The following is a 23,604-nucleotide window of genomic DNA, read 5'->3' on the forward strand; positions in this document are numbered from 1 at the left end:
CGGACGTTTACCGGAAACGCAAGGTTCCGGCCGACGCGCGGCAGCAAACTGTTTGCCCGGCCGGCACCGAGTACGGGGCCGAGGACCAGCAGGTGCCCCGCACCTGTCCTGAGGTGCTATCCCGCATAGACGGGTGTTTCCGGGAAGAACGAGTTGCAGGCCGCGAGCCCGCCCGTGTAGCCGAGCTGGAACTCAGCCACCCGCTCCGCTACCGGGATGACGTCGTCGCCCGGGCCCGGGGGAGCGACGGCCGCCATAACGGCATTCAGGTCGCCCAGATCCGCCGGGTAGTTCAGGTTCCCGGCCTGTGCGGCATGCTGTGCCCAGGCGCCGGCGATGCAGTCGGCCTGCTGTTCCAGAAGCGCATTTTCTTCCGGCGACTCCGGCTCAGGAACGTTCATGACCGTCTGCACATGGTGACCCCATTCGTGGGCGTAGGCCACCGCCGGAGCCGCCAGGCCAACCCCGCCGTAGACGGCCCACAAGGCGTCCTGGCCGACGTAGATCGCCCGGTCGGCCGCGCAGTACGAGTAGTCCGTGCTGGTGTACGGTTCCGGCGTGCCGTCGTCCTGGACGCACGGAGTGGGCCCCGTCAGGCCCGCGGCCACATAGTAAAAAGCCGCGGGCCGGGCCGCCGCGCCATACCGTTCGTCAAACAGCGGGGCCACCACGCCGATCAGGTTCTCGAAATAGCCGGCCATGTCCGCGTAGCTGCGGCAGTCCGCCGTCGCACCCGGCGGGCAGTACATCGAGTCCCGGTTGGCTGCCAGGTCCTCGGCCGGTGCTGGGGCGGCCGCCTTCAAGGTTGTCGGGGGAGGTGCGGGGGCGGACGGGCTCGGCGTCGCCGTCGTGGATGTGGTCCCGCTCGCCGTGCCTTCCGGCGACGCAGTCCCGGGCGCGGTGGTTTGTGCCGCCGGCGGCGTGGTGCCGCCCGAGCACGAAGTCAGCAGCACCAGGGCCACGAGCAGGGGCATCAGTTCGGCTAATTGGCGGGCCATGTTGCACTCCTTGGTGATCAATGAGACCAAAGTGTTTGCCGTGTCCGACGTGACTCGTGTGAGTCAATCCCCAGGGCACAAGGATAGGAGCGGGGCTCCCCGCTGTCCATGACGGCGGCTCTGCGTTATGTCGCCGCGGACGGCCGGGGCCGTGCATGAACTAAAATGGGATGGATGTCGGAGCGGATTCCGTCACAAGCCCCACAAGCGCAGCTCTCCGGCCGGCGTAATTCCCGGCCCGGAGGGCTTTCTCTTTGGCGCCCCACGAACACCCCTCGAGAGGACAGCCATGAGCCTGATCCGGCTGCAAGATGTCAGCGTCCGATTCGACACCACCCAGATCCTGCGTGAGGCGTTTTTCCGCCTCGAATCAGGGGACAGGGTGGGCCTGATCGGCAAGAACGGCTCGGGCAAGACCACCATCCTCAAGCTGGTAATGGACCAGGTCACGCCGGACACCGGCACGGTCACCCTGGAGCAGGGGACCAGGATCGGGTACTTCTCCCAGTTCTCCGAACTCAACGGCGAAGCCACCATCCTGGAAGTTCTGGATGGATTGTTCGTCGAGATCAAGGCCGTCGAAGCGGAGCTTGCCGGCATCGACGCGTCCATTGCCGCAGACCCCGCGGGTGCGGAACTCGACCGCCTCATCGCGCGCCAGGCAACGCTTTTCGAAGACATGGACCGGCTCGACGGCTGGGACTATCCGCGGCGAATTGACAGTGTGCTGACCACCCTCGGCTTTGACGATGCCCACCGGGCCTGCGCCATCGATGCCCTGTCCGGCGGCTGGCGCAACCGGGCGGCCCTGGCCAAAATCCTGCTCGAAGGCCCGGATGTGCTGCTGCTCGACGAGCCCACCAACTTCCTGGACGTGGCCGGCGTCGAATGGCTCGAATCCTGGTTCCGGGACTTCCGGGGTGCGGCGATCATCGTCTCGCACGACCGGAAGTTCCTGGACGCCGTCGTCACCCGGATCATCGAGGTGGAGAACTTCCATCTGCACGAGTACCCGGGCAACTTTGCCGAGTACGTGGTGCAGAAGCAATTCCGCCTCAAGACCCTCGAATCCCAGTTCGAGCACGAGTCCGAGCTGCTGGCCTTCGAGGCGGAGGGCATCTCCGACCGCCGCGAAGCTGCCAAGGCCGCGAGCCGGGGCCTGGGCAACCAGCTGGCCAAGATCAAGAAGTCACGCACACCCCGGCCGGTGGACCAGATCGTCACCGAGATCTACGGCGGCCTGCACGTGAAGGACGTGCTCTGCCGCGTGGACGGGCTGGGCAAGTCGTACGGCGGGAAGGTGCTGTTCGAGGACCTGAGCTTCGAGATCCGCCGGGGCAACCGGATTGTGGTCCTTGGATCCAACGGCAGCGGCAAGTCCACGCTGCTGAAGGTGCTGACTGGTGAGGAGCGGGCCGATTCCGGTGAAGTGGCCTGGGCCAAGGGGCCGGGTTTCGTCTCCTACAACCAGATGCTGGAAGATCTCGACGATGGCGACACCGTTTCCCATGCGGTCAACGCGCTTCCGGACAGCCTGGCCTTCAGCGCCACGAAGAAGTCCGTCAACCGGTTCCTCGCCATGTTCCAGTTCTCCGAGGCCGACCTCAAACAGAAGATCGGTAACCTCTCCGGCGGACAAAAAGCGCGCGTCGCCATGGCGCAGTGCCTGTTGTCCGGCGCTTCGGTGCTGCTGCTGGACGAGCCGACCAACCACCTGGACATGTCCAGCACGCAGGTCATGGAACGGGCGCTGGTGCACTTCCCCGGAGCCGTGGTGGTGGTCAGCCACGACCGCTTCTTCAGCGAGAAAATCGCCAACCGGCACCTGGTGTTCGGTGCCGACGGCGCGGAACCCGGAGAAATCGATGTGCGCGCCGCCTAGGTCCGCGCACACGGATCCGGTCAGGGCAGGCGGATCCGCGGGATAATGGAAACATGACCGAGCAGGATCAGGACCGGGACCCCTGGGAAGAGTTCGACCGGCTCAAGCCCGCAGGCCCGGACCGCGTCGAAGGGTACCCCGGCGGCGAACCCCAGGGCTTCGGCTTCCGCACGGGGGTGCGGAGCGCGAAGGTGGCCATCGGCTTTGCCGTCTATGCCTTGTGCCTCGGGACCGTGCTGGTGGTGATCGGCGCCGTCGTCTTCGCCGCTGCGGGACAGTGGCTGTTGCTGGGGCTCATGGTCCTGATCGAGGCCGCCTTCGTCCTGGCGTTCACCGGCCTGCTGGCCCAGGCCCGGAACCGGCGCTCGTCGGGATAGGGGCGGTCAGAGCCAGTTCTTCTTCTTGAAGATGCCGTACATCAGCGCCGCGGTGCCGGCCATGAGCGCGATCGCCATCGGGTAGCCCAGCGTCCAGTGCAGTTCCGGCATGTGATCGAAGTTCATCCCGTACACACCGGCCACAAAGGAAGGCGCGAAGAAGATCGCGGCCCAGGACGAGATCTTCTTGACCTGCTCGTTCTGCTCGGCGCTGGCCTCGTTCTGCCGGTTGGCGGTCAGCGTTCCGTCGAGTGTGAGTGCGTTCTGCAGCAGGTCCCGGAAGGAATCGGCACGGGATATCAGCCGCTCCACGTGGTCCTCGACGTCGCGGAGGTTGTGCTGCAGTTCGGTGTTCACGTCGTACTTCTCGAAGCCGCGCCGCAACAGCTGCATCATGGCAGGCAGCGGATGGATGGCGCGCTGGAACTGGATGACCTCCCTGGCCAGCTCGTAGATCCGGCGGGACACCTTGGGGTCACCGCTGAAGAGCTGGTCCTCGATCTCGTCGATGTCGTTCTCCAGGCCCGCCACTACGGGCACGTAGTCATCCACCACCTGGTCCATGAGCGCATACAGCACCGCCTCGGGGCCATGACTCAGGAGTTCCGGACGGTTTTCCAGGCGCCGCCGGACCTGCGCCACGCCGCCGGTCTCCGCGTGCCGGACGGTGACCACGAAGTTTTTGCCGGTGAAAATGTGCAGCTCGCCGAACTCCACAGTCTCGGTCGCGTCCAGGTACCTGGCGGGCCGCAGCACGGTGAACAGGTTGTCGTCATAGCGCTCCAGCTTGGGGCGCTGGTGGGCCGAGATCGCGTCCTCCACGGCCAGCGCGTGCAGCCCGAATTCCGCGGCGACGGCAGACATTTCGTCCTTGGTCGGCCGGTACAGCCCGATCCAGGCCATCCCGCCGTGGTGGTTCAGGGCTTCGAAGGTCTGCTCGAGGCTCTCCGGCTCGGCGCTGCGGACGCCGTCAACGTAGACGGCGTTATCGATGATAGTCACGGGCCAATTATCCTGTCTCGCGGCGCCGTCAGACGCCAGGCCGGCCGGACACGCTGGCCGTCCGCGGGCAGCCCGTCACTTGGCGCGGCCGGGGGCAAGTGTGCGGCCCTGGGCAAGGCGGCTGATGAGCGGCTCGGTCCGGTACTGGATGTGGGTGTGCAGGGCCAGGACGGTCTCCGTCCGGATGACGCCTTTGATCTTGAGGATGGACCGCAACGCGGCCTGCAGGTTGTGCGTGTCGGTGGCCACCACACGGCACCAGACGTCGCCGCGCCCGGAGATTTCGTGCACCTCGAGGACCTGCGCGATCAGCCGCAGGGCACCCACCACCCCGTCGAGTTCGCGGTGGTTCACCTCGATGGTCACGAAGGCCACGACGTCGTAGCCCACCGCCTCGAGGTCGATCTCACGGCCGCCGTCGTGCAGCAGGCCTGAGCGCTGCATCCGCCGCACCCGGGACTGCGCTGTGTTCCGGGCGACGCCCAGGATCTCGCTGAGCTCGCCGATCTGGATCCGGGGATCCCGGATCAGTTCCAGCAGGATCTTCAGGTCCGTAGGGTCCAGACTGTTCAACTCATCACTTTCGTTCATACTGTCACGCTGCGATTGACGGTTTTGATCAATTTTGGCACGAAATATAGCCAGCCAAGTCATGAATGCTTCAGTGTTTAGGTATCAATCTTTCCTCGGACCGGCAGCACCCCCACCCTGGGTGCCGCGCGGTCCGATTCCACGCAAGGGCACAGACATGACCGTCTTCAGCGAACTCCGCATGCGCCCGGCCACGGCAGACCGCTGGGGCTGGGACGCGTCCGTCACGGCGCGGCTGGGGATGGCCGGCGTCGTCATTTTCACGCTGCTGGTCGGCGCCAATCTGGCGACCCCGCTGTATTCGCTGCTGCAGGCCAAGCTCGGCATCACAGCCCTGGATGTCACCGTGGCCTTCTCCGTCTACGTCCTGGCGCTCGTGGCCACGCTCATGCTCGCGGGGCACTGGTCGGACCACATCGGGCGCCGGGCCGCCCTGGTCCTTGCCGTGATGGGGGGTCTCGCCGGCGGTGCCGTGTTCGCCGCCGCGGACAGCCTGTTCATGCTCTCCGCCGGGCGGGCGTTGCAGGGCATCGCGGTGGCGCTGGCCACCGGTGCCAGTTCCGCCGCCCTGCGCGAACTGATGCCCAGCCGTCCCGAATGGGCCTCCCGGTTCACCCTCCTCGCCTCCGCCGGCGGCGTCGCTGCCGGCCCGGCGATCGGCGGGGTGCTCTCACTCCTGCCCGGGCCCACGTCCACGCCGTACTACGTGCACTCCTTCGTCCTGATCGCGTTGCTGGTCCCGCTGTACCTGCTCAAGGCACGCCCGGCCATCAATGCGGCGGCCGGACCGCAGCCGCTGAGCGTCCTCGCGCCGCGCCGGCCGTCCGTGTCCAGCGAGGCGCGGGGCGCCTTCTGGCTGGCCTCCGCGGTGGGTTTCCTGAGCTTCGCCGTCTTCGGTTTCTGCCTCTCGCTCGCCCCCGGCTACTTCGCCCAGATCGTGCATGCCGATTCGCGGCCGCTGATCGGGCTCCTGGCCGGGCTGACCCTCGGCTCGTCCGCGCTGAGCCAGCTGCTGGCCGTGCGCGGGCGGTTTGTGGTGCCGGCGGGACTCGGCATCCTGGCCGTTTCGGTGTTGCTGATCGCGGCGGCGGCCGCGTGGAGCAGCCCGTGGCTGCTGATCCTGGCGAGCATCACCGCCGGCGCTGGCCAAGGCGTGTCTTTCCGGACTGTCTTCAACGACGTCGCCGGGAAGGTCGAGGCGTCCCGGCACGCCCAGATCATCAGCACGGTCTACGTCATCACCTACCTGGGCAGCGCCATCCCGGTCATCGGGCTGGGCCTCGCCGCCGGGGCGGTCGGGCTGCAGGCTGCCGTCACCGGCTTCGTGGTGCTGTGTTCCATCGCGGCCGTGTCCCTCGCGCTGGTTACCCTCCGCGCCGCCCTGCGCAGCCCCTGAGTCCAACGCGCCCACTGAATCCAGCGGCCCGGACCCCGGAGGGTCCGGGGCTGCTGGCGTACGGTGCCGGCTGCGGTGCTATTCCGGCAGCGGCCCGTGGTTGCCCTGGATGTGGTCGAACACCAGAGTGGTCTCGGTGTGCCCCACCACGGGATCGGTCGCCAGGTTGTCCAGCACCCAGTCACGCAGGTCCTCGGTGGTGGCCACGGCGATGTGCAGCAGGTAGTCCACGGACCCCGAAGTGTGGAACGTTGAAAGCACCGCCGGGAGTTTGGGAACGCGGGACGTGAAGCGGTCGATCTGCTCGCGGTCGTGCGCCCTGAGCCGGACGGCGATGAGCGCCTGCACCGAGCGCCCGATGGCGGACAGGCTGAGTTTGGCCTCGAAACCCTGGATGATGCCGCGTTCCGAGAGGGCCCGGGTGCGCATCAGGGCTGTGGACGGTGCAATCCCCACGAGTTCAGCCAGCTGCTTGTTGGAGATGCGGGCGTCGGCCACCAGGGCGGCAAGCAGGCGCTCGTCGATCGCGTCCAGCGGCTCGCCGGCACCCGCTCCCGGCCGAATATTCTTCGCACTGCTACTCACGGATCCTCCTTGAAGTGTTGTCAGTTCATCATAAGCGGCGCATTCCGGCTGTTCCATTCGTAAGCCCTATGAAAGTCCGAATTATTGCCAGATACTTGCCGAATTCAATGGTGAATATTCATAAGGAGCAAGGTGCTTTCTCACGATTCGCTGGCGGTCCACGCCGGCCGGAACGGCCTCACGGAACTGGGCGTCCATGCGGTGCCCATCGACCTGTCCACCACGGCACCCCTTCCGTCGGTGCACGACGGCGGCCTGGCCTACGAGCATATGGCCACCGGCGGCAGCCACATGGCGGGCCAGAGCACCGTCTACCAGCGCCTCTGGAATCCCACGGTGGCCCGCTTCGAGGATGGCGTCGCGCTGCTCGAGGACACCCCGGAGGCGGTCGCTTTCGCCACCGGCATGGCGGCGCTGAGCGCCGTGCTGCTCGCCGTGGTGGCCACCGGCAAGAAGCACGTCGTGGCCGTGCGGCCCCTGTACGGCGGCAGCGACTACCTTCTCGCCTCCGGCGTGCTGGGCAACGAGGTCACGTTCACCACCCCGGCGGGCGTCCATGCAGCCCTCCGGCCGGACACCGGCCTGGTGATCCTTGAGACGCCGGCCAATCCAAGCCTGGAACTGGTGGACATCGCCCGGGTGGCGGCCGCGGCGGACGGCGTCCCGCTCCTGGTGGACAACACCTTCGCGAGCCCGGTCCTGCAGCAGCCCTTCAGGCACGGGGCGGCCATGGTGCTGCACAGCGCCACGAAATTCCTCGGCGGGCATGGGGACGCGATGGGCGGCGTGGTTGCCGCGGCGCCCGAGTGGACCACCAGGCTGCGCCAGATCCGGGCCGTGACCGGCGGCATCCTGACGCCGTGGCCGGCCTATCTGCTCCACCGCGGGCTGGCCACGCTGCCGGTCCGCGTCCGTGCCCAGCAGTCCAGCGCCCAGAAGGTCGCCGTCGCACTGGCGGAGCACGGGCTGGTGGGGCGGGTCTTCTACCCTGGATTGCCCGAGTGTGATCCGCTGGGCCTGGTCGGGACACAGATGTCCGGGCCCGGTTCGCTCCTCGCCTTCGAGGTGGCCACGGCCGAGCATGCCGAGCGGATCCCGTCCGCCGTCGGGATGATCACGCACGCAGTCTCCCTCGGCGGCATCGACACCCTCATCCAGCATCCCGCGGGCCTCACGCACCGTCCGGTGGCTGCCGACGCCAAGCCGCACGCGAGCCTGCTGCGCGTCTCCGTGGGGCTCGAAGACCCCTCGGATGTCGTCGCCGACCTCGTACGGGCGATCGAGGCCACCCGCTAGGCCGCTGCCGCCGGCATCCCGCGGACCGGGTTCGCCGGTGCGGGGTGCACGACGGCGGTGATCACCGCCGTCGTGCACCCCAGTCCGATGACGGTCAGGGCCAGCGCGGTCCAGCCAAGCGACTGGAAGACCAGCCCGCCGGCCCAGCCGATGATGCTGGAACCGAGGTAGTACGCGAGGTTGTACAGCGAGGCGGCCTGGGCGCGGCCGGTCGTGGCGATCACTCCGGTCCAGCCTGCGCCGATGCTGTGCGCGGCGAAGAACCCGCCGGTGAAGACCAGCAGGCCCAGCAGGATGAGGGGCAGCAGCTGCGTGAGCGTCAGTGCCAGGCCTGCCACCATAAGGGCCGTGCCCGCGAGCAGGACCTTGCGCCGGCCAAACCGGAGCGTCAGGCCCGCGGACCAGCGGGCGGAGACCGTCCCGGAGAGGTAAGCCAGGAAGATGAGGCTGATGGCCGTGGCGGGCAGGCTGAAGGGTTCGCCCGAGAGCCGGAAGCCGAGGTAGTTGTAGACGGCCACGAACCCTCCCATCAGCAGGAACGCCTGAATGTAGAGGGCCAGCAGCCTGGGGTTCCGCCCGTGGCCGGCCAGCGTCCGGAGCGCCCCGCGGAAGCCGCTCGCCGCCGCGGCCGTGAATCCCCGGGCCTGCGGCACCAGGACCAGGAACAGGACCGCGGCCACCGTGGCAAGCACGGAGACGGCCAGCGCGGCGGCCCGCCAGCCCCAGAGCTCACCCACGGGGCCGGCGACAAGGCGCCCGGCCAGGCCGCCCAGCGTGGTGCCTGCGACGTAGCTGCCGGCGGCGAGGGCTGCGTGGGCCTTGTTGACCTCCTCGTTGAGGTAGGCGATGGCGATCGCGGGGATCCCGCCGAGCGCCATCCCCTCCAGCATCCGCAGGCCCAGGAGCATCGGGAAACTCGAGGCCAGCGGGACCAGGAGCCCCAGCACGGTGGCGGCCGAGATGCCCCAGGTCATGGCGCGCACCCGGCCGATGCGGTCGGCCAGGAAGGACCACGGCAGCACCGTCACCGCGAGCCCAACGGTGGCCAGGGAGATGGTCAGCGCGGCTTCGGCCGCCGTCACCTGGAGGTCGGATGCGAGGATGGGCAGGACGGCCTGGGTGGAATACAGCTGCGCAAACGTCGCGACACCGGCAAATGCCAGCCCGGCGAGGATCTTTCCGTAGGCCGGCGAGCCCTTGGCATGACCGGCCCAGGGCTGCGTCCCGGCGCTGGCCGGGTCCGCGGCCGGGACGGCGTCCGGGGCCGCCGGCTGCGACGGGACGGTGGCGGCGGGACCGGGGTGCGGGCGAAAAGACGGCATAGGCCCAGAGTAGGCCGCATCAAGACATGCTTCCAATGCATGATTCTCATAGAATCAATGCCAATAGCGGAACAATTCGACGTAGCGAACCGGAGGGTGGACCCATGGACGTGGAGCACAAACAACTCGTGCAGCTCCTGCCGCTGCTGCCCCTGCTGGCAGAGCTCGGCCGCACCGAGCACGTCACCGCGGCTGCCGAAGTGCTGGGACTGCCGCAGTCGACGGTGAGCCGGGGGATCGCGCGGGCCAGCGCAATCGTCGGCACGGAGCTGCTGGTCCGCGACGGCCGCGGGGTCCGGCTGACTCCCGCGGCCAAGGCCCTTATGCCCCACATCGAGGCAGCACTGCACGAGTTCCAGGCGGGGCTGGACCTGGTCCGCCATGAGTCCGAGGTGGTGCGCGGCCGAGTCGCCGTGACGTTCCAGCACACCTTCGGGGAGGCCATGCTGCCGCTGCTGATCAGCGCATTCCGCAGCAGGCATCCGCAGACGGCGTTCGATCTGAGCCAGGGCGCCCGGGACGGCTGCCTGGCCGAACTCGCGGCGGGGGACGCTGATGTGGCGCTGACGGCACCGGTCGCGGCGCCAAGCCGGACCATTGAGTCCGCCGCGCTGTACCGGGAACCGCTGCGCCTTGTGGTGCATCACCGGCACCGGCTGGCGAAGCGGCGCCGGGCCCGGCTCGAGGAGATCCGGCAGGATCCGTTTGTGGCCATGGGGCCCGGGTACGGGATGCGCTCGCTGACCGACGCGCTGTTCCGCGAGGCGGGCTTCCGGCCCCGGATCGCTTTCGAAAGCCAGGACTCGCACACGGCCCGGGGACTCGTCTCGGCCGGCCTGGGCGTGAGCATCCTGCCGCCCGGCGGCGCGGCACCCGGGCGGCACCCGGCGGCGGAATCCGGCGACCTTGGCTGGGTGGAGCTCGCCCTGGATTCCGGGCTTGCGTTCCGGGAGATCGGACTGGCCTGGCGGCAGCGCCGGGGCGGGACAGACACCGAACCGGACCCGGTGCGGTTGTTCCGCGAGCTTGTGCTCAGCGACGGACCGGGCCTCCTGGCAGGCTTCGTGCGGGAACGCTCGGGCAGCTGAGGCGGCGGCGGGGGTTCGCGTCTCGCGGGTTCTGCGCCGAGTTCGCCGGAAGCCGCCGAAATCGCCGGAAAATTACGGCGAGCTGGCACGTTTCCGGCGACTTCGGAGCCGGAGCGGAGCCGGAACAGTCGGCGGAGCCGTCAGCCGCGGTCGAGCAGCCCGGCCAGGATGTCCGCGACCGGTCCCGGCTTCGCCTGCTGCCACCCGGTTCCGGCCCAGAGATTTAGCCGTTCCGGGTCCCCGGCGGCAGCCGCGGCCGCACGCAGCGGGGCGGTGAGGTGATGGACGGCCGGATAGACCTCGGGGGCGTCGGTGTGGTCGCGGACAAACTCATTGACCAGCGCCCGGGCCTTCCGGCCGGTGAACGCGTGGGTGAGCCGCGTCCGGGTGAAGTGCGGGCTGGCGAGGGCATCCTTGTGCAGTTGCCGGGCGCCGCTTTCGTCCGAGCGGAGCAACGCGGTGCCCAGCTGGGCAGCCTCTGCACCGGCGGCCAGCACGGCGTCCAGCCCGACCCGGTCCATGACGCTTCCGGCCGCGACCAGGGGGAGTCCGACGGCGGCGCGCACCAGGGCGACAAGCTCCGCCGTCGTGCCCGGCTGGCTCGATTCCCGGCTGCCTCCGCCGGCTTTCTGAAAGGCGGCGCTGTGGGCGCCGGCTCCCGAATGCTGGACCACCAGGGCGTCCACACCCTGGTCCGCGGCGGCGAGCGACTCGGCGGTCGTGGTGACGGTGGCGAGGACCGCCGAGCCGGCCCGCTGGAGCGCGCGCACCACTGCGGTGCCCGGGAGCCCGAACACGAAGCTGACCAGTTCCACCGGGTCCGCCAGCAGGACGTCGATCTTGCCCTGCCAGGCGTCGTCGTCGTCGAGCCGCGGCGGCGGGACCTCGATCCCGTACCGGCGGGCGTCCGCGCCGAGCCGGGAGCGGTACGCCTCAAGCTGCGCCACCAGGGCCGGGGACGGCCGTAACTGGTCCGGGTCCGGGACAAAGACGTTCATCCCGAAGTCGGCCCCCGACGCCCGGGTGGCGCGGATCTCGGCCTGCATTGCCTCCACGCTCTTGTACCCGGCGGCCAGGAAGCCCAAGCCGCCGGCCTCGTGGACCGCCTGCACGAACGCCGGTGTGGAAGTCCCACCGGCCATGGGGGCCGCAAGGATGCGGGCGCGGAAGAGGGCGTGCGACATGGCTCACTCCTGGAAACGGTTCAGTAGGCTGTTCTCGTGACTAATACTGACATCCCGCCGGCAGCGGATTCTGCTCCTTCGTCCCCGTCCTCGACCGAGGCAGCCGGCGACGGCGCCGTGATCGGTCTCGATATCGGCGGCACCAAGACCCGCGGGGTCCGGTTCGAAGGCGGCCGCGCCGTGGCGGACGAGTCCGTGGGCAGTTCGAACGTCCAGAACGTGACCCGCGAGGAAGCCGCACGCCACCTCGCGGAACTCTTCGGCAGGATCGGCGGCGGCGCCGTGGCCCAGGTCTACGCCGGGGCCGGAGGCATCGACACCGACGACGATGCCGCGGCGCTCGCCGCTCTGATCGCACCGCACGTGCCCGGCGCCAGAATCACCGTGGTCCATGATTCCCGCCTGCTGCTGGCTGCGGGCGGCGCCAGTACCGGTGTTGCCGTCATTGCCGGCACGGGCTCGGCGGCCTGGGGCAGGAACGGCGCGGGCGCGGAGGCCCGCGCAGGCGGCTGGGGCTACCTGCTGGGCGACGAGGGCAGCGGCTACTGGCTGGGCCGTGAGGCCGTCCGCTACAGCCTGCGCCGGATGAACCAGGGTTTGGAGCCCGACGAACTGACCACCGCGCTGCTGGCATCCTGCGGGGTGGATGATCCGAACAAACTGATCGCGCTTTTCCATTCCGCGGAAACGGGCCGCCGGTACTGGGCGCAGCAGGCACGGCTCGTGGTCGAGGCCGCCAACGCCGGCCACACCACCAGCCGGGAACTCGTGGACCAGGCCGGACGTGACCTGGCGGGGCTGGCCGAGCAGGCCCTCCGGCAGCTCGGCCTCGACGGGCCGGTGATCCTGGGCAGCGGACTGGGCATGAACGTCCCCCGGCTGCAGGAATCGTTCCGCTCGGCGCTCGCCGCGGCCGGGATCAGGGATGTCCGCGTCCTAGACCAGGAACCGGTCTTCGGGGTGCTCCGGCTCGTGGCCGAAAACGACTGACGCTTCCCCGCGCCCGCCCGGAAACGGCTCAGTACCGGCGGCGGGGCCGCAACTGCACGCCGGGCAGCTGCGGCGCCGGAATGCGGCCCGCTTCGGGGCCGGCATCCGGGCCGTGGCCACGCACCAGCCCGAACCGGGCAGCTGCGGCGGCGCCGTCGGGAAGGCCGGCCTGGGCCTCCCAGTCCAGCCGGGACTGCTCGACTTCGGCGTGGGTGCGGCCGACGAAGTTCCACCACATCAGAAGTTCTTCCTCGAATGGCTCCCCGCCGAGCAGGACGAAACGGGTGCCGGGGACCGCCTCAAGCTCAAGGGTGTCCCGGCCGGAACCCAGGTAGCCCAGAGGCCCAGGCGGGACGTCCTGGCCGTCGAGGGTAAGGCCCCCGTCGAGCACCAGCACGGCGTGTTCGAAGTCCGGGTCCAGCGGCAGGCTGAGCCGGCCGCTGCAGCTGATGTCCGCCCCCACGATGGGGGAATACATCGTGGCCGGTGACGTCGTGCCGGCGAAACTGCCCACCATCACGGTGGCCGTGAAGCCCTCGCCGCTGACCTGGGGCAACTCGCGGTGCTGTTCAAAAGCCGGGGCCCGGTGCCGTTCGCTGTCCGGCAGGGCAACCCAGAGCTGGAGTCCGCGCTGCAGCGGGAGCTGCCCGGGCACGGGCCCGGGGGCTCCGGCTTCCTGTTCGGGTCCCGGCGCGGGAAGTGCCGCGGGAAGTGCCGCGAACTCGGAGTGCGAGACCCCGCGTCCGGCGGTCATGATGTTGAGTTCGCCCGGCCGGACGATCACGTCGCTGCCCACGCTGTCGCGGTGCCTGATGGTCCCCAGCAGCGGCCACGTGACCGTCTGCAGCCCGGTGTGCGGGTGCGGCAGCACGGACATCGCTACCCGGTCCGGCCCGAAACTGTCCAGGAAACACCATGCCCCCACGGTGGGCAGCCCCCGCTGGGGCAGGGTCCGGGACACGTTCATGGCCCGGACGCCACCCAGCGGGACCTCGCGGGCAGGCCACAGCTGGAGGCACGGACCGGCGCCGAAGCCTCCGTGGGCCGGCGGGCAGATTTCTTCCATCGGGCGCGCTTCAAGATTGGTCACAGTCAAACTCTAGGACGGAAATCCGGGATCCGGCAGGCACGGCGCCGGGACACTACGCTGGGGGGATGAGCCTGAATTTCGATACCCGACCGGCCGCCTACGCCGTCATTGTGCGTGACGACGCCATCCTGCTGGCGTACTGGAAACAGGGCGGCAAGGAAGGCTGGACGCTGCCGGGCGGCGGCCTGGACCTCGCCGAGCATCCGGTGGACGGGTGCCGCCGGGAGGTTTATGAAGAAACCGGCTACCACGCGGAGATCGGCACCATGCTGGGCGTCGACGTCGGGCACTGGCCCGCCGAGATCCGGATCGACGGCGGCGAACGGGACTTCCAGTCCCTGCGGCTCGTCTATGAAGCCCGGATCACCGACGGGGAACTGCGGCACGAGGTGGACGGGAGCACCACCCACGCGGCCTGGATCCCGCTGGCGGAGCTTGAGGGCCTGAACAAGGTCTCTCTGGTGGACGTGGCGCTCCGGCTGTACCGGGAAAAACCGCTGGATGGCAAACTTTCCTGAAGTTTCCCTAGCCACGCCCGGGCCGGCGTGGCTATCCTAGGAGCGCCGCCGGGATGCACCGGCACCACAGGAAATTCAGCGGGGAGGTGGAGACGATGACTGCAATTGCCTTGCGCGCAACGCGCGCCAACAGCCACGTCATTATTCCTGCCCCGGCGCGTCGCACCTCCTAGCCTTCAACAGCTGCCCGGCTTCCAGCCTGCAGCGCGGCACGTGCACCGGGGCCCATCAAAGGGTTTTCGTTGACTACTTCTTCTTTTGCACGTCCCTGTGCCCCCGGCACCCTCCCATCCCGTAACCGTCCCGCGGGCCCGGCCCGCTACGGCTACACCCCCGCCGTCGCGGAACGTTTTGCGGCCAACCCCGTGCCCGGCGGCGCCTGCGCCGGCCGGATCATCCGCGTGGACCGCAACCGCGTCCTCGTCGCCGTCGGCGAGAGTACCTCGCACCTGCCCTACCCCCGTGCCGGGGACGTTCCCGCCACGGGGGACTGGGTCTGGCTCGGCGTCAACACCGCGGGGGAGCCCGCCATCGTGGGCGTCCTGCCGCGCCACTCGGAACTGAGCCGCAAGCGGGCTTTCGAGGCGTCCTCGGAGGCGCAGGTGCTCGGCGCCAACATGGACATCGTGGGCGTCGTCGTCCCGGTGGACCGGCCGCTCACGCACAACCGGCTGGAACGCACGCTCGTCGCGGCCTGGGACTCCGGCGCCACACCGCTCGTGATCATCACCAAGGCGGACCTCGCGGAGGTGGCGGACGACGTCGTCGGGCAGGTGATGCTGCAGGCCGGCGGCGTCGACGTCGTGACCACCTCGGCCGAACACGGCGACGGGCTCGACGCACTCCTGGCCCACCTGCCGGCCGGCAGTACCCTGGTGCTGCTGGGGCCGTCCGGGGCCGGGAAGTCCACGCTCATCAACGCCCTCGTCGGCTTCGACGCGCAGGAAACCGGCGAAGTCCGGGCCGGCGACGGCAAGGGCAAACACACCACCACGTCCCGGGAACTGGTGCCGCTACCGGGCGGCGCGGTGCTGATGGACACCCCGGGAGTGCGCGGCTTCGGGCTGTTCGACGCCGACGACGGGATGGAGGAAATCTTCGGCGACCTGGAGGAACTCTTTGGCCAGTGCCGTTTTTCCGACTGTGCCCACAACAGCGAACCCGGGTGCGCTGTACAGGCCGCGCTCGCCGACGGTTCCCTCGATGACCGGCGGTGGGCCAGTTACCTGAAACTCCAGCGCGAGCTCTCGGCCCTGGCCCGGCGGCACGACGCGGCTGCCAGCCGCGCCTACGCGCGGGAGTGGCACCAGAAAATTGTGACGGCCGGCCAGAGCCAGCGCGCCGCCGAGCGGTATCACCATGAAAAAACCGAACTCCAGGGCGGCGCGGAAGGCAGAGGCGGCCAGGGCGGGAAGGAAAGAAAAGGCGGCAAGGGCGCGAAGGGCGGCGGCCGCCGCCGGGGGCGCTGACCCTGCGCTGACCGGGGCCCGGCGGGACGGGCCGGTGCCGCGCCGGAGGGCAATCCGGCGCGGCACCCATCCGAAACCGCCCCGGATCCGAAGCCTTACGGTAGCCTCGGTGCCGCTGACTATTTCTAGGGAATCGTCACTTCTGCTGGCTACGCTGGGTCTTACCCGCTTTACAGCCAAAAATCAGCGTGCATATGATCAGTTGGCTGGACCGTCCGATATTGCCGCCAACAGTTAGGTAAGCCCGGAAATGGCTGAAGCCATGATCGAGTTCCAGAGCGTCACCAAGCAATATCAGGGCGGTCAAGCTGCCGTTGAGCAGCTGACCATGTCCATTGACAAGGGCGCCATCACGGTCTTTGTCGGACCCTCAGGCTGCGGGAAGACCACGTCGCTGCGGATGATCAACCGCATGGTCGAGCCGACGTCCGGGATCATCACGGTGGACGGGGAGGACGTCACCTCCGTGCCGGCGGCCAAGCTGCGGCGGTCCATGGGCTACGTGATGCAGTCCTCGGGGTTGATGCCGCACCGTTCCGTGCTGGACAACATCGCCACCGTCCCCCGGCTCAACGGCGTGTCCAAGGCCGACGCGCGTAAACGCGCCCAGGAACTGCTCGACGTCGTCGGGCTGGCCTCCGTACTCGGCAAACGCTTCCCCTCCCAGCTCTCCGGCGGCCAGCAGCAGCGAGTCGGGGTGGCCCGGGCCCTGGCGGCCGACCCTCCCGTGCTCCTTATGGACGAGCCCTTCAGCGCCGTGGACCCGGTGGTGCGCGATGAACTCCAGCAGGAGCTCCTCCGGCTCCAGCGCGACCTGGCGAAGACCATCGTCTTCGTCACACATGACATCGACGAGGCCACCGTCCTCGGCGACAAGGTGGCCGTGTTCGGCATCGGCGGCAAGCTCGCGCAGTACGCCACGCCCGAGGAAATCCTGCGCGCCCCGGCCAATGACTTCGTTGCCTCCTTCGTGGGCCGGGACCGCGGCTTCCGGCACCTCGCGTTCAGCCCGTCCGACGGCGTGACCATCCACGACGCCCGGACCCTCACTGCCGCCGCCCTCGAGCGGGACGGCAGCTCTCAGGATGACTGGCAACTGGTGGTCGACGAGGGGATGCGCCCCCTTGGCTGGGCCGGCCCCGGCAAGGGCCACTCGATGGTTCCCGGCGGATCCCTCTTCCGCAAGGGCGACACCCTCCGGCGGGCGCTCGACGCCGCGCTGTCATCGCCTTCCGGCCTCGGTGTTGCAGTGGACACGGAAGGCAGGGTATCCGGCGTCATCAAGGCCGATGAGGTGCTGGCCGTGATCGAATCGGACCGCCGGGTCCGGCAGGGCGCGCTCTGATGGAATGGTTCCTGGCCAACAGCGGGACGGTCTTCAGCCTTGCCGGCCAGCACCTCGTGCTGGCCGTGCTGCCGATGATCTTCGGGCTGCTGATCTCGATTCCGCTGGCCCAGTTCGCCCGGCAGAACCAGGCCCTGCGCTCGGTGGTGGTGACGGCCTCCTCGTTGCTCTATACGATCCCGTCGCTGGCGCTCTTCATCATCCTGCCCACAGTTCTGGGGACCCGGATCCTGGACCCGCTGAACGTTGTGGTGGCCCTGACCGTCTACGCGGTGGCCCTCCTGGTCCGTGCCGCGCTGGACGCCTTTGATTCAGTGGACGAGGACCTCCGCCAGGCGGCCGTGGCGATGGGCTTCAAGCCCGCCGCCCGCTTCCTCCAGATCGACCTGCCGCTGTCGCTGCCCGTGCTCTTCGCCGGTCTGCGCGTCGTCTCCGTCAGCAACATCTCGCTGGTGAGCGTCGCCGCCCTGCTGGGCATCGGGAACCTCGGGATGCTCTTCACCTCCGGCCTGCAGCGGGACTTCATCACTGAGGTGATCGTGGGAATCATCGCCATCCTCATCCTGGCGTTGCTGATGGACGCCATCCTCGTGCTGCTCGAACGGCTCCTGACCCCGTGGACCCGGGCTGCAGCGGCCCCGGGGCCCGGCGCCGATGCCGGCGCAGGCCAGGACAAGAACGGCCCCGCGGCTGCGGGACTGCGGCTTTCGCGTCCTAAGACCGGAGGGGGTGCGGCATGAGCAACGTCGTCACGGATACGTTCGCCTGGCTTGCCGATCCGGAAAACTGGTCCGGCAGCGACGGAATCCCGACCCGCCTCGCCGAGCACCTGCAGTACACCGGGCTGGTGATGCTGATCGCCACCGCCATTGCGGTCCCCATCGGCCTGTACGTCGGGCACACCGGCCGCGGCCGGGTGGCCGTGGTGGCGCTGGCCGGCGCCCTCCGTGCCCTGCCCACGCTTGGCCTGCTGACCCTGTTCGTCCTGCTCGCCGGCATCGGACTCATGCCGCCGATCTGGGCACTCGTGATCCTGACCGTGCCCCCGCTGCTCGCCGGCACGTATGCCGGGATTTCCAGCGTCGACCGGAACGTCGTGGACGCTGCCCGGGCAATGGGCATGAAGGAACTCCAGGTGCTTTTCCGGGCCGAGTTCCCCAATGCGCTCACGGTGATGTTCGGCGGCTTCCGGACCGGCGTGCTCCAGGCGATCGCGACCGTCTCTGTGGTGGCCTACATCAACCTGGGCGGCCTCGGCCGCTACCTGTTCGACGGCCTCGTGCTCTCCGACTTCCCCCAGATGCTCGGCGGTTCGCTCCTCATCGCGGGACTCGCGATCGCCGTCGACCTGATCCTCGCCCTTTTCCAGAGGCTTTTCCTGTCGCAGGGTGCCTCTGCCAAGCCAAGCCGGAGCCAGCAGGCTGCGGTTGATCTCACAGACCCCGTGACCGCGGTGGCTGTTGTTCAAGGAGGTACGTCATGAAGGAAACCCGCCAACGAACTCTCGGCAGGCGCGTATTCGGCAGCCTGGCCGCCGGCGTCGGCCTGGCCGTGGCACTGTCCGCCTGCGGAGGCTCATCCGATCCGCTCTCGACAGCCCCTGCGACGGGCGGAGCGACGTCCGGTTCGGGCTCTGCACTCGTGATCGGTTCCGCCGATTTCCCGGAGAGCCAGATCATTGCCGAGGTCTATGCAGGCGCGCTGAACGGAGCCGGCGTGACCGCCAGCACCAAGCCGAACATCGGTTCGCGCGAGGTCTATTTCAAGGCCGTCCAGGACGGGTCTGTGGACGTCATTCCCGACTACAGCGGCAACCTGTTGCTGCACGTCAGCAAGGACGCGACCGAGGTCTCGGCCGAGGACATCTACAAGGCACTGCCTGCGAAGCTGCCGGAGGCACTGGGCGTCCTGGAGGCTGCCAAGGCCGAAGACAAGGACGCGATGGTGGTCACCAAGGCCACGGCGGAGAAGTACCAGTTGAAGTCCATCGAGGACCTGGCCAAAGTCTGCAGCGAGATCGTGGTGGGCGCCCCGGCGACCTTCGCCGAGCGCGCGTATGGCCTGCCGGGACTGAAGAAAAACTACAACTGCGAGCCGAAGAAGCTTGAGCCGTTCAGCGACGGCGGCGGCGCTGTCACCCTCAAGGCCCTGCTCTCGGACCAGGTCCAGGTGGCTGACATCTACACCACCACGCCGTCCATCGCGGACAACGACCTGGTGGTGCTCGAGGATCCGAAGAACAACTTCATCGCCCAGCAGGTGCTGCCCCTTTACAACAAGTCCAAGATGACGGACAAGGCCAGGGAGACGCTCAACGCAGTGTCCAAGGTCCTCACCACCGAGGACCTGATCAACCTCAACCGTGCCGTCAGCGGCAGCCAGAAGCAGAACCCCAAGGACGCTGCGGCCGCATGGCTCAAGGACAAGGGCCTGGTCAAGTAAGGCGCACCGCCCTACCTTCCTGACGTACGACGGCGGCTGCCGGCTGCACCTGGTCACGCCAGGGGCCGGTGGCCGCCGTCGCTCTGTCCGGCCTGTGACGACGGGCAGCGCCTGTGAGGCACGTCTCACGGGAAGTACATCCTCTATATGGCATATTTGATGAATGGCAGAATTTAAGCAGTCCACCAAGCTTCATAATGTCCTCTACGACATCCGTGGACCGATCCTTCAGGCCGCCCAGCAGATGGAGGCGGAGGGCCACCGGATCCTCAAACTGAACATCGGAAACCCGGCCCCGTTCGGGTTCGAAGCGCCGGACGCCATCCTGGTGGACATGATCCGCCACCTGCCCCATGCCCAGGGCTACAGCGATTCCCGGGGCATCTTCTCCGCCCGCACCGCCGTCTCGCAGTACTACCAGACGCGCGGGATCCAGAATATCCACGTCGATGACATCTACCTGGGCAACGGCGTCAGCGAACTCATCACGATGTCCCTGATGGCCCTGCTGAATGACAGCGATGAGGTCCTCATCCCGACCCCGGACTACCCGCTGTGGACGGCCTCCGTGGCCCTGGCCAGCGGCCGGCCCGTGCACTACCTCTGCGACGAGGAATCCGGCTGGCAGCCGGACCTTGAGGACATGGAAGCGAAGATCACGCCCCGCACCAAGGGCATCGTGGTGATCAACCCGAACAACCCCACCGGTGCCGTGTACCCGGAGGAGACGCTCAAGAAAATTGTCGCCCTCGCCGAGAAACACGGCCTGATCCTCTTCGCCGACGAGATCTACGAGAAAATCCTCTACGAGGACGCCGTCCACGTGAACATGGCGAGCCTGACCGGCGACGACGTCCTCTGCCTGACCTTTAGCGGGCTGTCCAAGGCCTACAGGGTGTGCGGCTACCGGGCCGGTTGGATGGCCATTTCGGGGCCCAAGCACGACGCCGCGGACTATCTCGAAGGCATCAGCCTGCTGGCGAACATGCGTCTCTGCGCCAACGTGCCGGCCCAGCACGCCATCCAGACCGCACTCGGCGGCTACCAGAGCATCAACGACCTCATCCTGCCCGGGGGACGGCTTCTGGAGCAGCGGAACAAGGCTTACGACCTGCTCAACGCCATCCCCGGTGTCAGCACACAGCAGGCCCGCGGCGCCCTGTACCTGTTCCCGCGGCTGGACCCCGAGGTCTACCACATCCGGGACGACGAGAAGTTTGTCCTGGACCTGCTCCGCGAGCAGAAAATCCTGGTATCCCACGGCCGCGCCTTCAACTGGGTCCGCCCGGACCACTTCCGCATGGTGACCCTCCCGCTCGTCAAGGACATCGAAGAGGCAATCGGCCGCATGGCGGACTTCCTGAGCAGGTACAAGGGGAACTAGCCTGAGGGCAGCAGCGCGGCCGGGGGTCCTTCCCGCGCACAGGCTGCCCGGACAGGAAGAGGCTTCCATGACAGACGCTGTGACTTTCGAGCGGCACCCCTCGGAAACGCTGAAAACCGGAAAAGGATTCAAGCTCAAGGACTCCGATCCGGACTCCACTCCCGGATACCCCGGGAACAAGTCCGACGGGGTCGAGCTTCTGGCGGAGCTCGACGGGAAGCTGGCCACCCTGCAGGAACAGCTCTTCGCCGAGTCCCGCTTCGGCGGGACCAAGCGGATCCTGCTGATCCTGCAGGCGATGGACACCGCCGGCAAGGGCGGCATCGTCAACCACGTCATGGGCACGATGAACCCGCAAGGGGTGCAGCTGAAGTCCTTCAAGGCGCCCACCCCGGAGGAGCAATCCTACGATTTCCTCTGGCGGATCGAGAAGGCCGTTCCGGCGGCCGGCATGGTCGGCGTCTTCGACCGCTCGCACTACGAGGACGTCCTGATCCACCGCGTGCACCGCTGGGCCACCCCGGAAGAACTTGACCGCCGCTACGCCGCCATCAACGAATTTGAAGTCAGGCAGGCGGACGCGGGAACCAAGATCGTCAAGGTCATGCTCAACATCAGCCGCGACGAACAGAAGCAGCGCTTGCTGGCCCGGCTCGATGACGAGACGAAGCTGTGGAAGTACAGCAGCAACGATGTGAAGGAACGGGCCTTCTGGGACGACTACATGGACGCCTACCAGAAGGCGATTGAGAAGACGAACACCGACGTCGCTCCCTGGCACGTGGTGCCGGCCAACAAGAAGTGGTACGCCCGGATTGCTGTCCAGCAGCTGCTGCTGGAAGCGCTGGAGGGGTTGTGCCTCAAGTGGCCGGTCCCGGAGCTGGACGTTGCCATGGAACGGGACCTCGTCGAACGGTCCTGATGCCGGGGCTCCGGGTCAGCTGTCCTGGCCGGCCCGGTCCTTGGCGGCGGCCAGGCGTTTGCGGGCGCCCTCGAGCCATTCCTCACAACGCTTGGCGAGCGCTTCCCCCCGCTCCCAGAGGGCCAGGGATTCCTCCAGGCTCGCTCCGCCGGTTTCCAGCCGCCCCACGACTCCGAGCAGTTGCTCGCGGGCGTCCTCGTAGCTCAGGCCCTCGATGCCTACTTCGGGAGGTGTGGGCGTTCCGTCTGTTTCGGCTGCCATGTGATGCTCCTTGCTTGGGTCCGCGGGGGACGTTGTTGTTGGTTGATGATTCGGGGTTCCGGGCGGACCTGATCCGTCCGGGTGGGCCGGGTCAGTCCCCGGCGGGCTCGCCGTGCCCGGTGGACTGCGCGGAGAACCTGCCTCCGGCCACACGCACCGTCAGGTCGGTGCCGGCCGGCGCCTCCGCGGGATGCCGGACCACGTGGTGCCGGGTTCCGGGCGCCGAGCCGCCGTTGGAGAACTGCACGACGGCGTAGCCGCGGTCCAGGGTCTTCTGCGGCGACAGGGCGCGCACCTGGGCCTTGAGGTGCACCAGCTGGTCTGCCGCCCGGACGACGGCGGTGGTGATGGCGGCGTGCGCTCGGCCCTTGAGCCGTTCGACGTCGTCGTGCCGGGTGGCGACCATGACCTCGGGGGAGGCCAGTACCGGGCGGGAACGCAGCGCGGCCATCCGGTCGGTTTCCCGTTCCACCAGCCGGGTGACCCCGCGCCGGAGCTGGTCCCTCGCCTGCCGGACGCGGGCGAGTTCCTCCACGACGTCCGGAACGATCCGTTTCGCCGCATCCGTGGGGGTCGAGGCCCGGAGGTCGGCCACGTCATCGAGGATCGGCCGGTCCGCCTCGTGGCCGATCGCGCTCACCACCGGCGTGAGCGCAGCGGCCACGGCCCGGATCAGTTCTTCGTTGCTGAAGGGCAGCAGGTCCTCCAGGGCGCCGCCGCCGCGGGCGATGACGATGACGTCCACGTCCGGGCGGGCGTCCAGTTCCCGCAGCGCGCCGATAACCTGGGCGACAGCGGTATTGCCCTGGACCGCCACTTCACGGATCTCGAATTCGACCGCGGGCCAGCGCAACGCGGCGTTCTGCAGCACGTCCTTTTTGGCGTCGGAGTCCCGCCCGGTGATCAGTCCGATCCGGTGGGGCAGCAGGGGCAGGCGTTTCTTGCGGGCATCGGAGAACAGCCCCTCCGCGGCAAGGGCATGCCGCAGCCGCTCGATCCGGGCCAGCAGGTCACCGCGGCCCACGGGCCGGATGTCCTTGACGGACATGCTCAGCCGGCCCGTCTTCAGCCAAAACTCGGCCTTGAGCAGGGCCACGACGCGGGAACCGCGTTCCAGCGGGATCTCCTGGCGGTCGAGCACCTTGGTCCAGACCGACGCCGGGAGCGAAATCTCCGCGTCCATGTCCCGCAAGGTCAGGTAGGCGTTGCCGCCACGCCGGTTCAGCTCAATGACCTGGCCCTCAACCCAGGCGGACGGCGCCCGGTCGATGTGCATTTTCAGTTTCTGCGACAGCAACTGCAGCGGCCAGGGGTTCTCCGGGCTGGTTTCCGCGGCGGTCGCCGGGACCGTGGTGGCCGCCGTGACGTCTTCAGACATGCCGGTTCTCTGTGGCGGGGCTTGCCTTGTACATGTGCGTGGGGTCCTTTGCCGCGGTGCTGTCGGCAGGCGCTCCCGGGGAAC

General features: G+C 68.4%; 23 protein-coding genes. 14 read left to right on the top strand and 9 right to left on the bottom strand.

Annotation, left to right across the window (positions count from 1 at the left end; genetic code table 11):
• Window positions 1-116: 116 nt before the first annotated feature.
• Window positions 117-998, bottom strand: a complete 882-nt coding sequence (locus tag ABIB51_RS01045; RefSeq protein WP_354184683.1) for a neutral zinc metallopeptidase — start codon at window positions 996-998, stop codon at window positions 117-119.
• 289 nt (window positions 999-1,287) lie between these two features.
• On the opposite strand from ABIB51_RS01045, the gene ABIB51_RS01050 reads away from it, so the two are divergent.
• Together ABIB51_RS01050 and ABIB51_RS01055 are read left to right on the top strand one after the other, a co-directional pair.
• Window positions 1,288-2,880: an ABC-F family ATP-binding cassette domain-containing protein gene (locus ABIB51_RS01050; RefSeq protein ID WP_354184684.1), complete on the top strand. Its 1,593-nt coding sequence runs from the start codon at window positions 1,288-1,290 to the stop codon at window positions 2,878-2,880.
• A gap of 53 nt (window positions 2,881-2,933) precedes the next feature.
• Window positions 2,934-3,257 carry a hypothetical protein gene (locus ABIB51_RS01055; RefSeq protein ID WP_354184685.1) on the top strand — a complete coding sequence of 108 codons (324 nt, stop codon included), beginning with the start codon at window positions 2,934-2,936 and terminating at the stop codon, window positions 3,255-3,257.
• 6 nt (window positions 3,258-3,263) lie between these two features.
• Here ABIB51_RS01055 and corA read toward each other — a convergent pair whose 3' ends face one another.
• Entirely contained in the window at window positions 3,264-4,259 is a 996-nt protein-coding gene (gene corA / locus ABIB51_RS01060; RefSeq protein WP_354184686.1) for a magnesium/cobalt transporter CorA, read from the bottom strand.
• Between the two features lie 75 nt (window positions 4,260-4,334).
• A complete protein-coding gene (locus tag ABIB51_RS01065; RefSeq protein ID WP_354184687.1) occupies window positions 4,335-4,850 on the bottom strand; it encodes an Lrp/AsnC family transcriptional regulator in 516 nt (171 codons plus the stop codon).
• Between the two features lie 157 nt (window positions 4,851-5,007).
• Here ABIB51_RS01065 and ABIB51_RS01070 point away from each other — a divergent pair, with 157 nt between their 5' ends.
• Complete coding sequence (locus ABIB51_RS01070) at window positions 5,008-6,246, top strand: MFS transporter (RefSeq protein WP_354184688.1); 1,239 nt, start codon at window positions 5,008-5,010, stop codon at window positions 6,244-6,246.
• Window positions 6,247-6,324: 78 nt separating this feature from the next.
• Here ABIB51_RS01070 and ABIB51_RS01075 read toward each other — a convergent pair whose 3' ends face one another.
• The gene (locus ABIB51_RS01075) at window positions 6,325-6,831 is read right to left on the bottom strand and encodes an Lrp/AsnC family transcriptional regulator (protein WP_354184689.1); all 507 of its coding nucleotides are present in this window, start codon (window positions 6,829-6,831) and stop codon (window positions 6,325-6,327) included.
• 132 nt (window positions 6,832-6,963) lie between these two features.
• Here ABIB51_RS01075 and ABIB51_RS01080 point away from each other — a divergent pair, with 132 nt between their 5' ends.
• The gene (locus ABIB51_RS01080; protein WP_354184690.1) at window positions 6,964-8,127 is read left to right on the top strand and encodes a trans-sulfuration enzyme family protein; all 1,164 of its coding nucleotides are present in this window, start codon (window positions 6,964-6,966) and stop codon (window positions 8,125-8,127) included.
• Here ABIB51_RS01080 and ABIB51_RS01085 read toward each other — a convergent pair.
• Window positions 8,124-9,449 carry an MFS transporter gene (locus tag ABIB51_RS01085; protein WP_354184691.1) on the bottom strand — a complete coding sequence of 442 codons (1,326 nt, stop codon included), beginning with the start codon at window positions 9,447-9,449 and terminating at the stop codon, window positions 8,124-8,126. The two genes, ABIB51_RS01080 and ABIB51_RS01085, sit on opposite strands and share 4 nt — an antisense overlap.
• A gap of 104 nt (window positions 9,450-9,553) precedes the next feature.
• Between ABIB51_RS01085 and ABIB51_RS01090 the strand changes: the two genes are divergently transcribed.
• Window positions 9,554-10,537, top strand: coding sequence for a LysR family transcriptional regulator (locus tag ABIB51_RS01090; RefSeq protein WP_354184692.1), 984 nt, complete (start codon window positions 9,554-9,556; stop codon window positions 10,535-10,537).
• 140 nt (window positions 10,538-10,677) lie between these two features.
• On the opposite strand, the gene ABIB51_RS01095 is transcribed toward ABIB51_RS01090, so the two are convergent.
• Complete coding sequence (locus ABIB51_RS01095; RefSeq protein ID WP_354184693.1) at window positions 10,678-11,721, bottom strand: nitronate monooxygenase; 1,044 nt, start codon at window positions 11,719-11,721, stop codon at window positions 10,678-10,680.
• A 36-nt stretch (window positions 11,722-11,757) separates the two neighbouring features.
• Here ABIB51_RS01095 and ABIB51_RS01100 point away from each other — a divergent pair, with 36 nt between their 5' ends.
• A complete protein-coding gene (locus tag ABIB51_RS01100; protein ID WP_502916046.1) occupies window positions 11,758-12,711 on the top strand; it encodes an N-acetylglucosamine kinase in 954 nt (317 codons plus the stop codon).
• A 28-nt stretch (window positions 12,712-12,739) separates the two neighbouring features.
• On the opposite strand, the gene ABIB51_RS01105 is transcribed toward ABIB51_RS01100, so the two are convergent.
• On the bottom strand, window positions 12,740-13,801 hold the full coding sequence (locus tag ABIB51_RS01105) for a pirin family protein (RefSeq protein WP_354184694.1): 1,062 nt from the start codon (window positions 13,799-13,801) through the stop codon (window positions 12,740-12,742).
• Window positions 13,802-13,866: 65 nt separating this feature from the next.
• Between ABIB51_RS01105 and ABIB51_RS01110 the strand changes: the two genes are divergently transcribed.
• The 8 genes from ABIB51_RS01110 (at window position 13,867) to ABIB51_RS01145 (ending at window position 21,881) form a co-directional block, all read left to right on the top strand.
• Window positions 13,867-14,319 (top strand): NUDIX hydrolase, encoded by a 453-nt coding sequence (locus ABIB51_RS01110; protein WP_354184695.1) that lies wholly within the window; start codon window positions 13,867-13,869, stop codon window positions 14,317-14,319.
• 242 nt (window positions 14,320-14,561) lie between these two features.
• The gene (gene rsgA, locus ABIB51_RS01115; protein WP_354184696.1) at window positions 14,562-15,788 is read left to right on the top strand and encodes a ribosome small subunit-dependent GTPase A; all 1,227 of its coding nucleotides are present in this window, start codon (window positions 14,562-14,564) and stop codon (window positions 15,786-15,788) included.
• Window positions 15,789-16,038: 250 nt separating this feature from the next.
• Window positions 16,039-17,133 carry an ABC transporter ATP-binding protein gene (locus ABIB51_RS01120; RefSeq protein WP_354184697.1) on the top strand — a complete coding sequence of 365 codons (1,095 nt, stop codon included), beginning with the start codon at window positions 16,039-16,041 and terminating at the stop codon, window positions 17,131-17,133.
• Window positions 17,133-17,873 (top strand): ABC transporter permease, encoded by a 741-nt coding sequence (locus ABIB51_RS01125; protein ID WP_354184698.1) that lies wholly within the window; start codon window positions 17,133-17,135, stop codon window positions 17,871-17,873. The genes ABIB51_RS01120 and ABIB51_RS01125 overlap by 1 nt, the downstream gene beginning before the upstream one ends.
• Window positions 17,870-18,616 (top strand): ABC transporter permease, encoded by a 747-nt coding sequence (locus ABIB51_RS01130; protein WP_354184699.1) that lies wholly within the window; start codon window positions 17,870-17,872, stop codon window positions 18,614-18,616. The genes ABIB51_RS01125 and ABIB51_RS01130 overlap by 4 nt, the downstream gene beginning before the upstream one ends.
• Window positions 18,613-19,575 (top strand): ABC transporter substrate-binding protein, encoded by a 963-nt coding sequence (locus tag ABIB51_RS01135; protein ID WP_354184700.1) that lies wholly within the window; start codon window positions 18,613-18,615, stop codon window positions 19,573-19,575. The genes ABIB51_RS01130 and ABIB51_RS01135 overlap by 4 nt, the downstream gene beginning before the upstream one ends.
• A gap of 163 nt (window positions 19,576-19,738) precedes the next feature.
• The gene (locus ABIB51_RS01140) at window positions 19,739-20,959 is read left to right on the top strand and encodes a pyridoxal phosphate-dependent aminotransferase (protein ID WP_354184701.1); all 1,221 of its coding nucleotides are present in this window, start codon (window positions 19,739-19,741) and stop codon (window positions 20,957-20,959) included.
• Window positions 20,960-21,026: 67 nt separating this feature from the next.
• Window positions 21,027-21,881 carry a polyphosphate kinase 2 family protein gene (locus ABIB51_RS01145; protein WP_354184702.1) on the top strand — a complete coding sequence of 285 codons (855 nt, stop codon included), beginning with the start codon at window positions 21,027-21,029 and terminating at the stop codon, window positions 21,879-21,881.
• Window positions 21,882-21,896: 15 nt separating this feature from the next.
• Here ABIB51_RS01145 and ABIB51_RS01150 read toward each other — a convergent pair whose 3' ends face one another.
• Complete coding sequence (locus tag ABIB51_RS01150) at window positions 21,897-22,142, bottom strand: exodeoxyribonuclease VII small subunit (protein WP_354184703.1); 246 nt, start codon at window positions 22,140-22,142, stop codon at window positions 21,897-21,899.
• A 91-nt stretch (window positions 22,143-22,233) separates the two neighbouring features.
• The gene (gene xseA / locus ABIB51_RS01155; protein WP_354184704.1) at window positions 22,234-23,520 is read right to left on the bottom strand and encodes an exodeoxyribonuclease VII large subunit; all 1,287 of its coding nucleotides are present in this window, start codon (window positions 23,518-23,520) and stop codon (window positions 22,234-22,236) included.
• Window positions 23,521-23,604: the final 84 nt, after the last annotated feature.

The sequence above is a fragment of the Arthrobacter sp. UYCu712 genome (assembly GCF_040547005.1).
Lineage (GTDB): Bacteria > Actinomycetota > Actinomycetes > Actinomycetales > Micrococcaceae > Arthrobacter.

Excerpts from the sequence above, each read along its gene's own strand:
- ABIB51_RS01045 (WP_354184683.1), bottom strand. The coding sequence starts at position 998 with ATGGCCCGCCAATTAGCCGAACTGATGCCCCTGCTCGTGGCCCTGGTG.
- ABIB51_RS01050 (WP_354184684.1), top strand. The coding sequence starts at position 1,288 with ATGAGCCTGATCCGGCTGCAAGATGTCAGCGTCCGATTCGACACCACC.
- ABIB51_RS01055 (WP_354184685.1), top strand. The coding sequence starts at position 2,934 with ATGACCGAGCAGGATCAGGACCGGGACCCCTGGGAAGAGTTCGACCGG.
- ABIB51_RS01065 (WP_354184687.1), bottom strand. The coding sequence starts at position 4,850 with ATGAACGAAAGTGATGAGTTGAACAGTCTGGACCCTACGGACCTGAAG.
- ABIB51_RS01070 (WP_354184688.1), top strand. The coding sequence starts at position 5,008 with ATGACCGTCTTCAGCGAACTCCGCATGCGCCCGGCCACGGCAGACCGC.
- ABIB51_RS01085 (WP_354184691.1), bottom strand. The coding sequence starts at position 9,449 with ATGCCGTCTTTTCGCCCGCACCCCGGTCCCGCCGCCACCGTCCCGTCG.
- ABIB51_RS01090 (WP_354184692.1), top strand. The coding sequence starts at position 9,554 with ATGGACGTGGAGCACAAACAACTCGTGCAGCTCCTGCCGCTGCTGCCC.
- ABIB51_RS01095 (WP_354184693.1), bottom strand. The coding sequence starts at position 11,721 with ATGTCGCACGCCCTCTTCCGCGCCCGCATCCTTGCGGCCCCCATGGCC.
- ABIB51_RS01110 (WP_354184695.1), top strand. The coding sequence starts at position 13,867 with ATGAGCCTGAATTTCGATACCCGACCGGCCGCCTACGCCGTCATTGTG.
- ABIB51_RS01120 (WP_354184697.1), top strand. The coding sequence starts at position 16,039 with ATGGCTGAAGCCATGATCGAGTTCCAGAGCGTCACCAAGCAATATCAG.
- ABIB51_RS01125 (WP_354184698.1), top strand. The coding sequence starts at position 17,133 with ATGGAATGGTTCCTGGCCAACAGCGGGACGGTCTTCAGCCTTGCCGGC.
- ABIB51_RS01130 (WP_354184699.1), top strand. The coding sequence starts at position 17,870 with ATGAGCAACGTCGTCACGGATACGTTCGCCTGGCTTGCCGATCCGGAA.
- ABIB51_RS01135 (WP_354184700.1), top strand. The coding sequence starts at position 18,613 with ATGAAGGAAACCCGCCAACGAACTCTCGGCAGGCGCGTATTCGGCAGC.
- ABIB51_RS01140 (WP_354184701.1), top strand. The coding sequence starts at position 19,739 with ATGGCAGAATTTAAGCAGTCCACCAAGCTTCATAATGTCCTCTACGAC.
- ABIB51_RS01145 (WP_354184702.1), top strand. The coding sequence starts at position 21,027 with ATGACAGACGCTGTGACTTTCGAGCGGCACCCCTCGGAAACGCTGAAA.
- ABIB51_RS01150 (WP_354184703.1), bottom strand. The coding sequence starts at position 22,142 with ATGGCAGCCGAAACAGACGGAACGCCCACACCTCCCGAAGTAGGCATC.
- xseA (WP_354184704.1), bottom strand. The coding sequence starts at position 23,520 with ATGTCTGAAGACGTCACGGCGGCCACCACGGTCCCGGCGACCGCCGCG.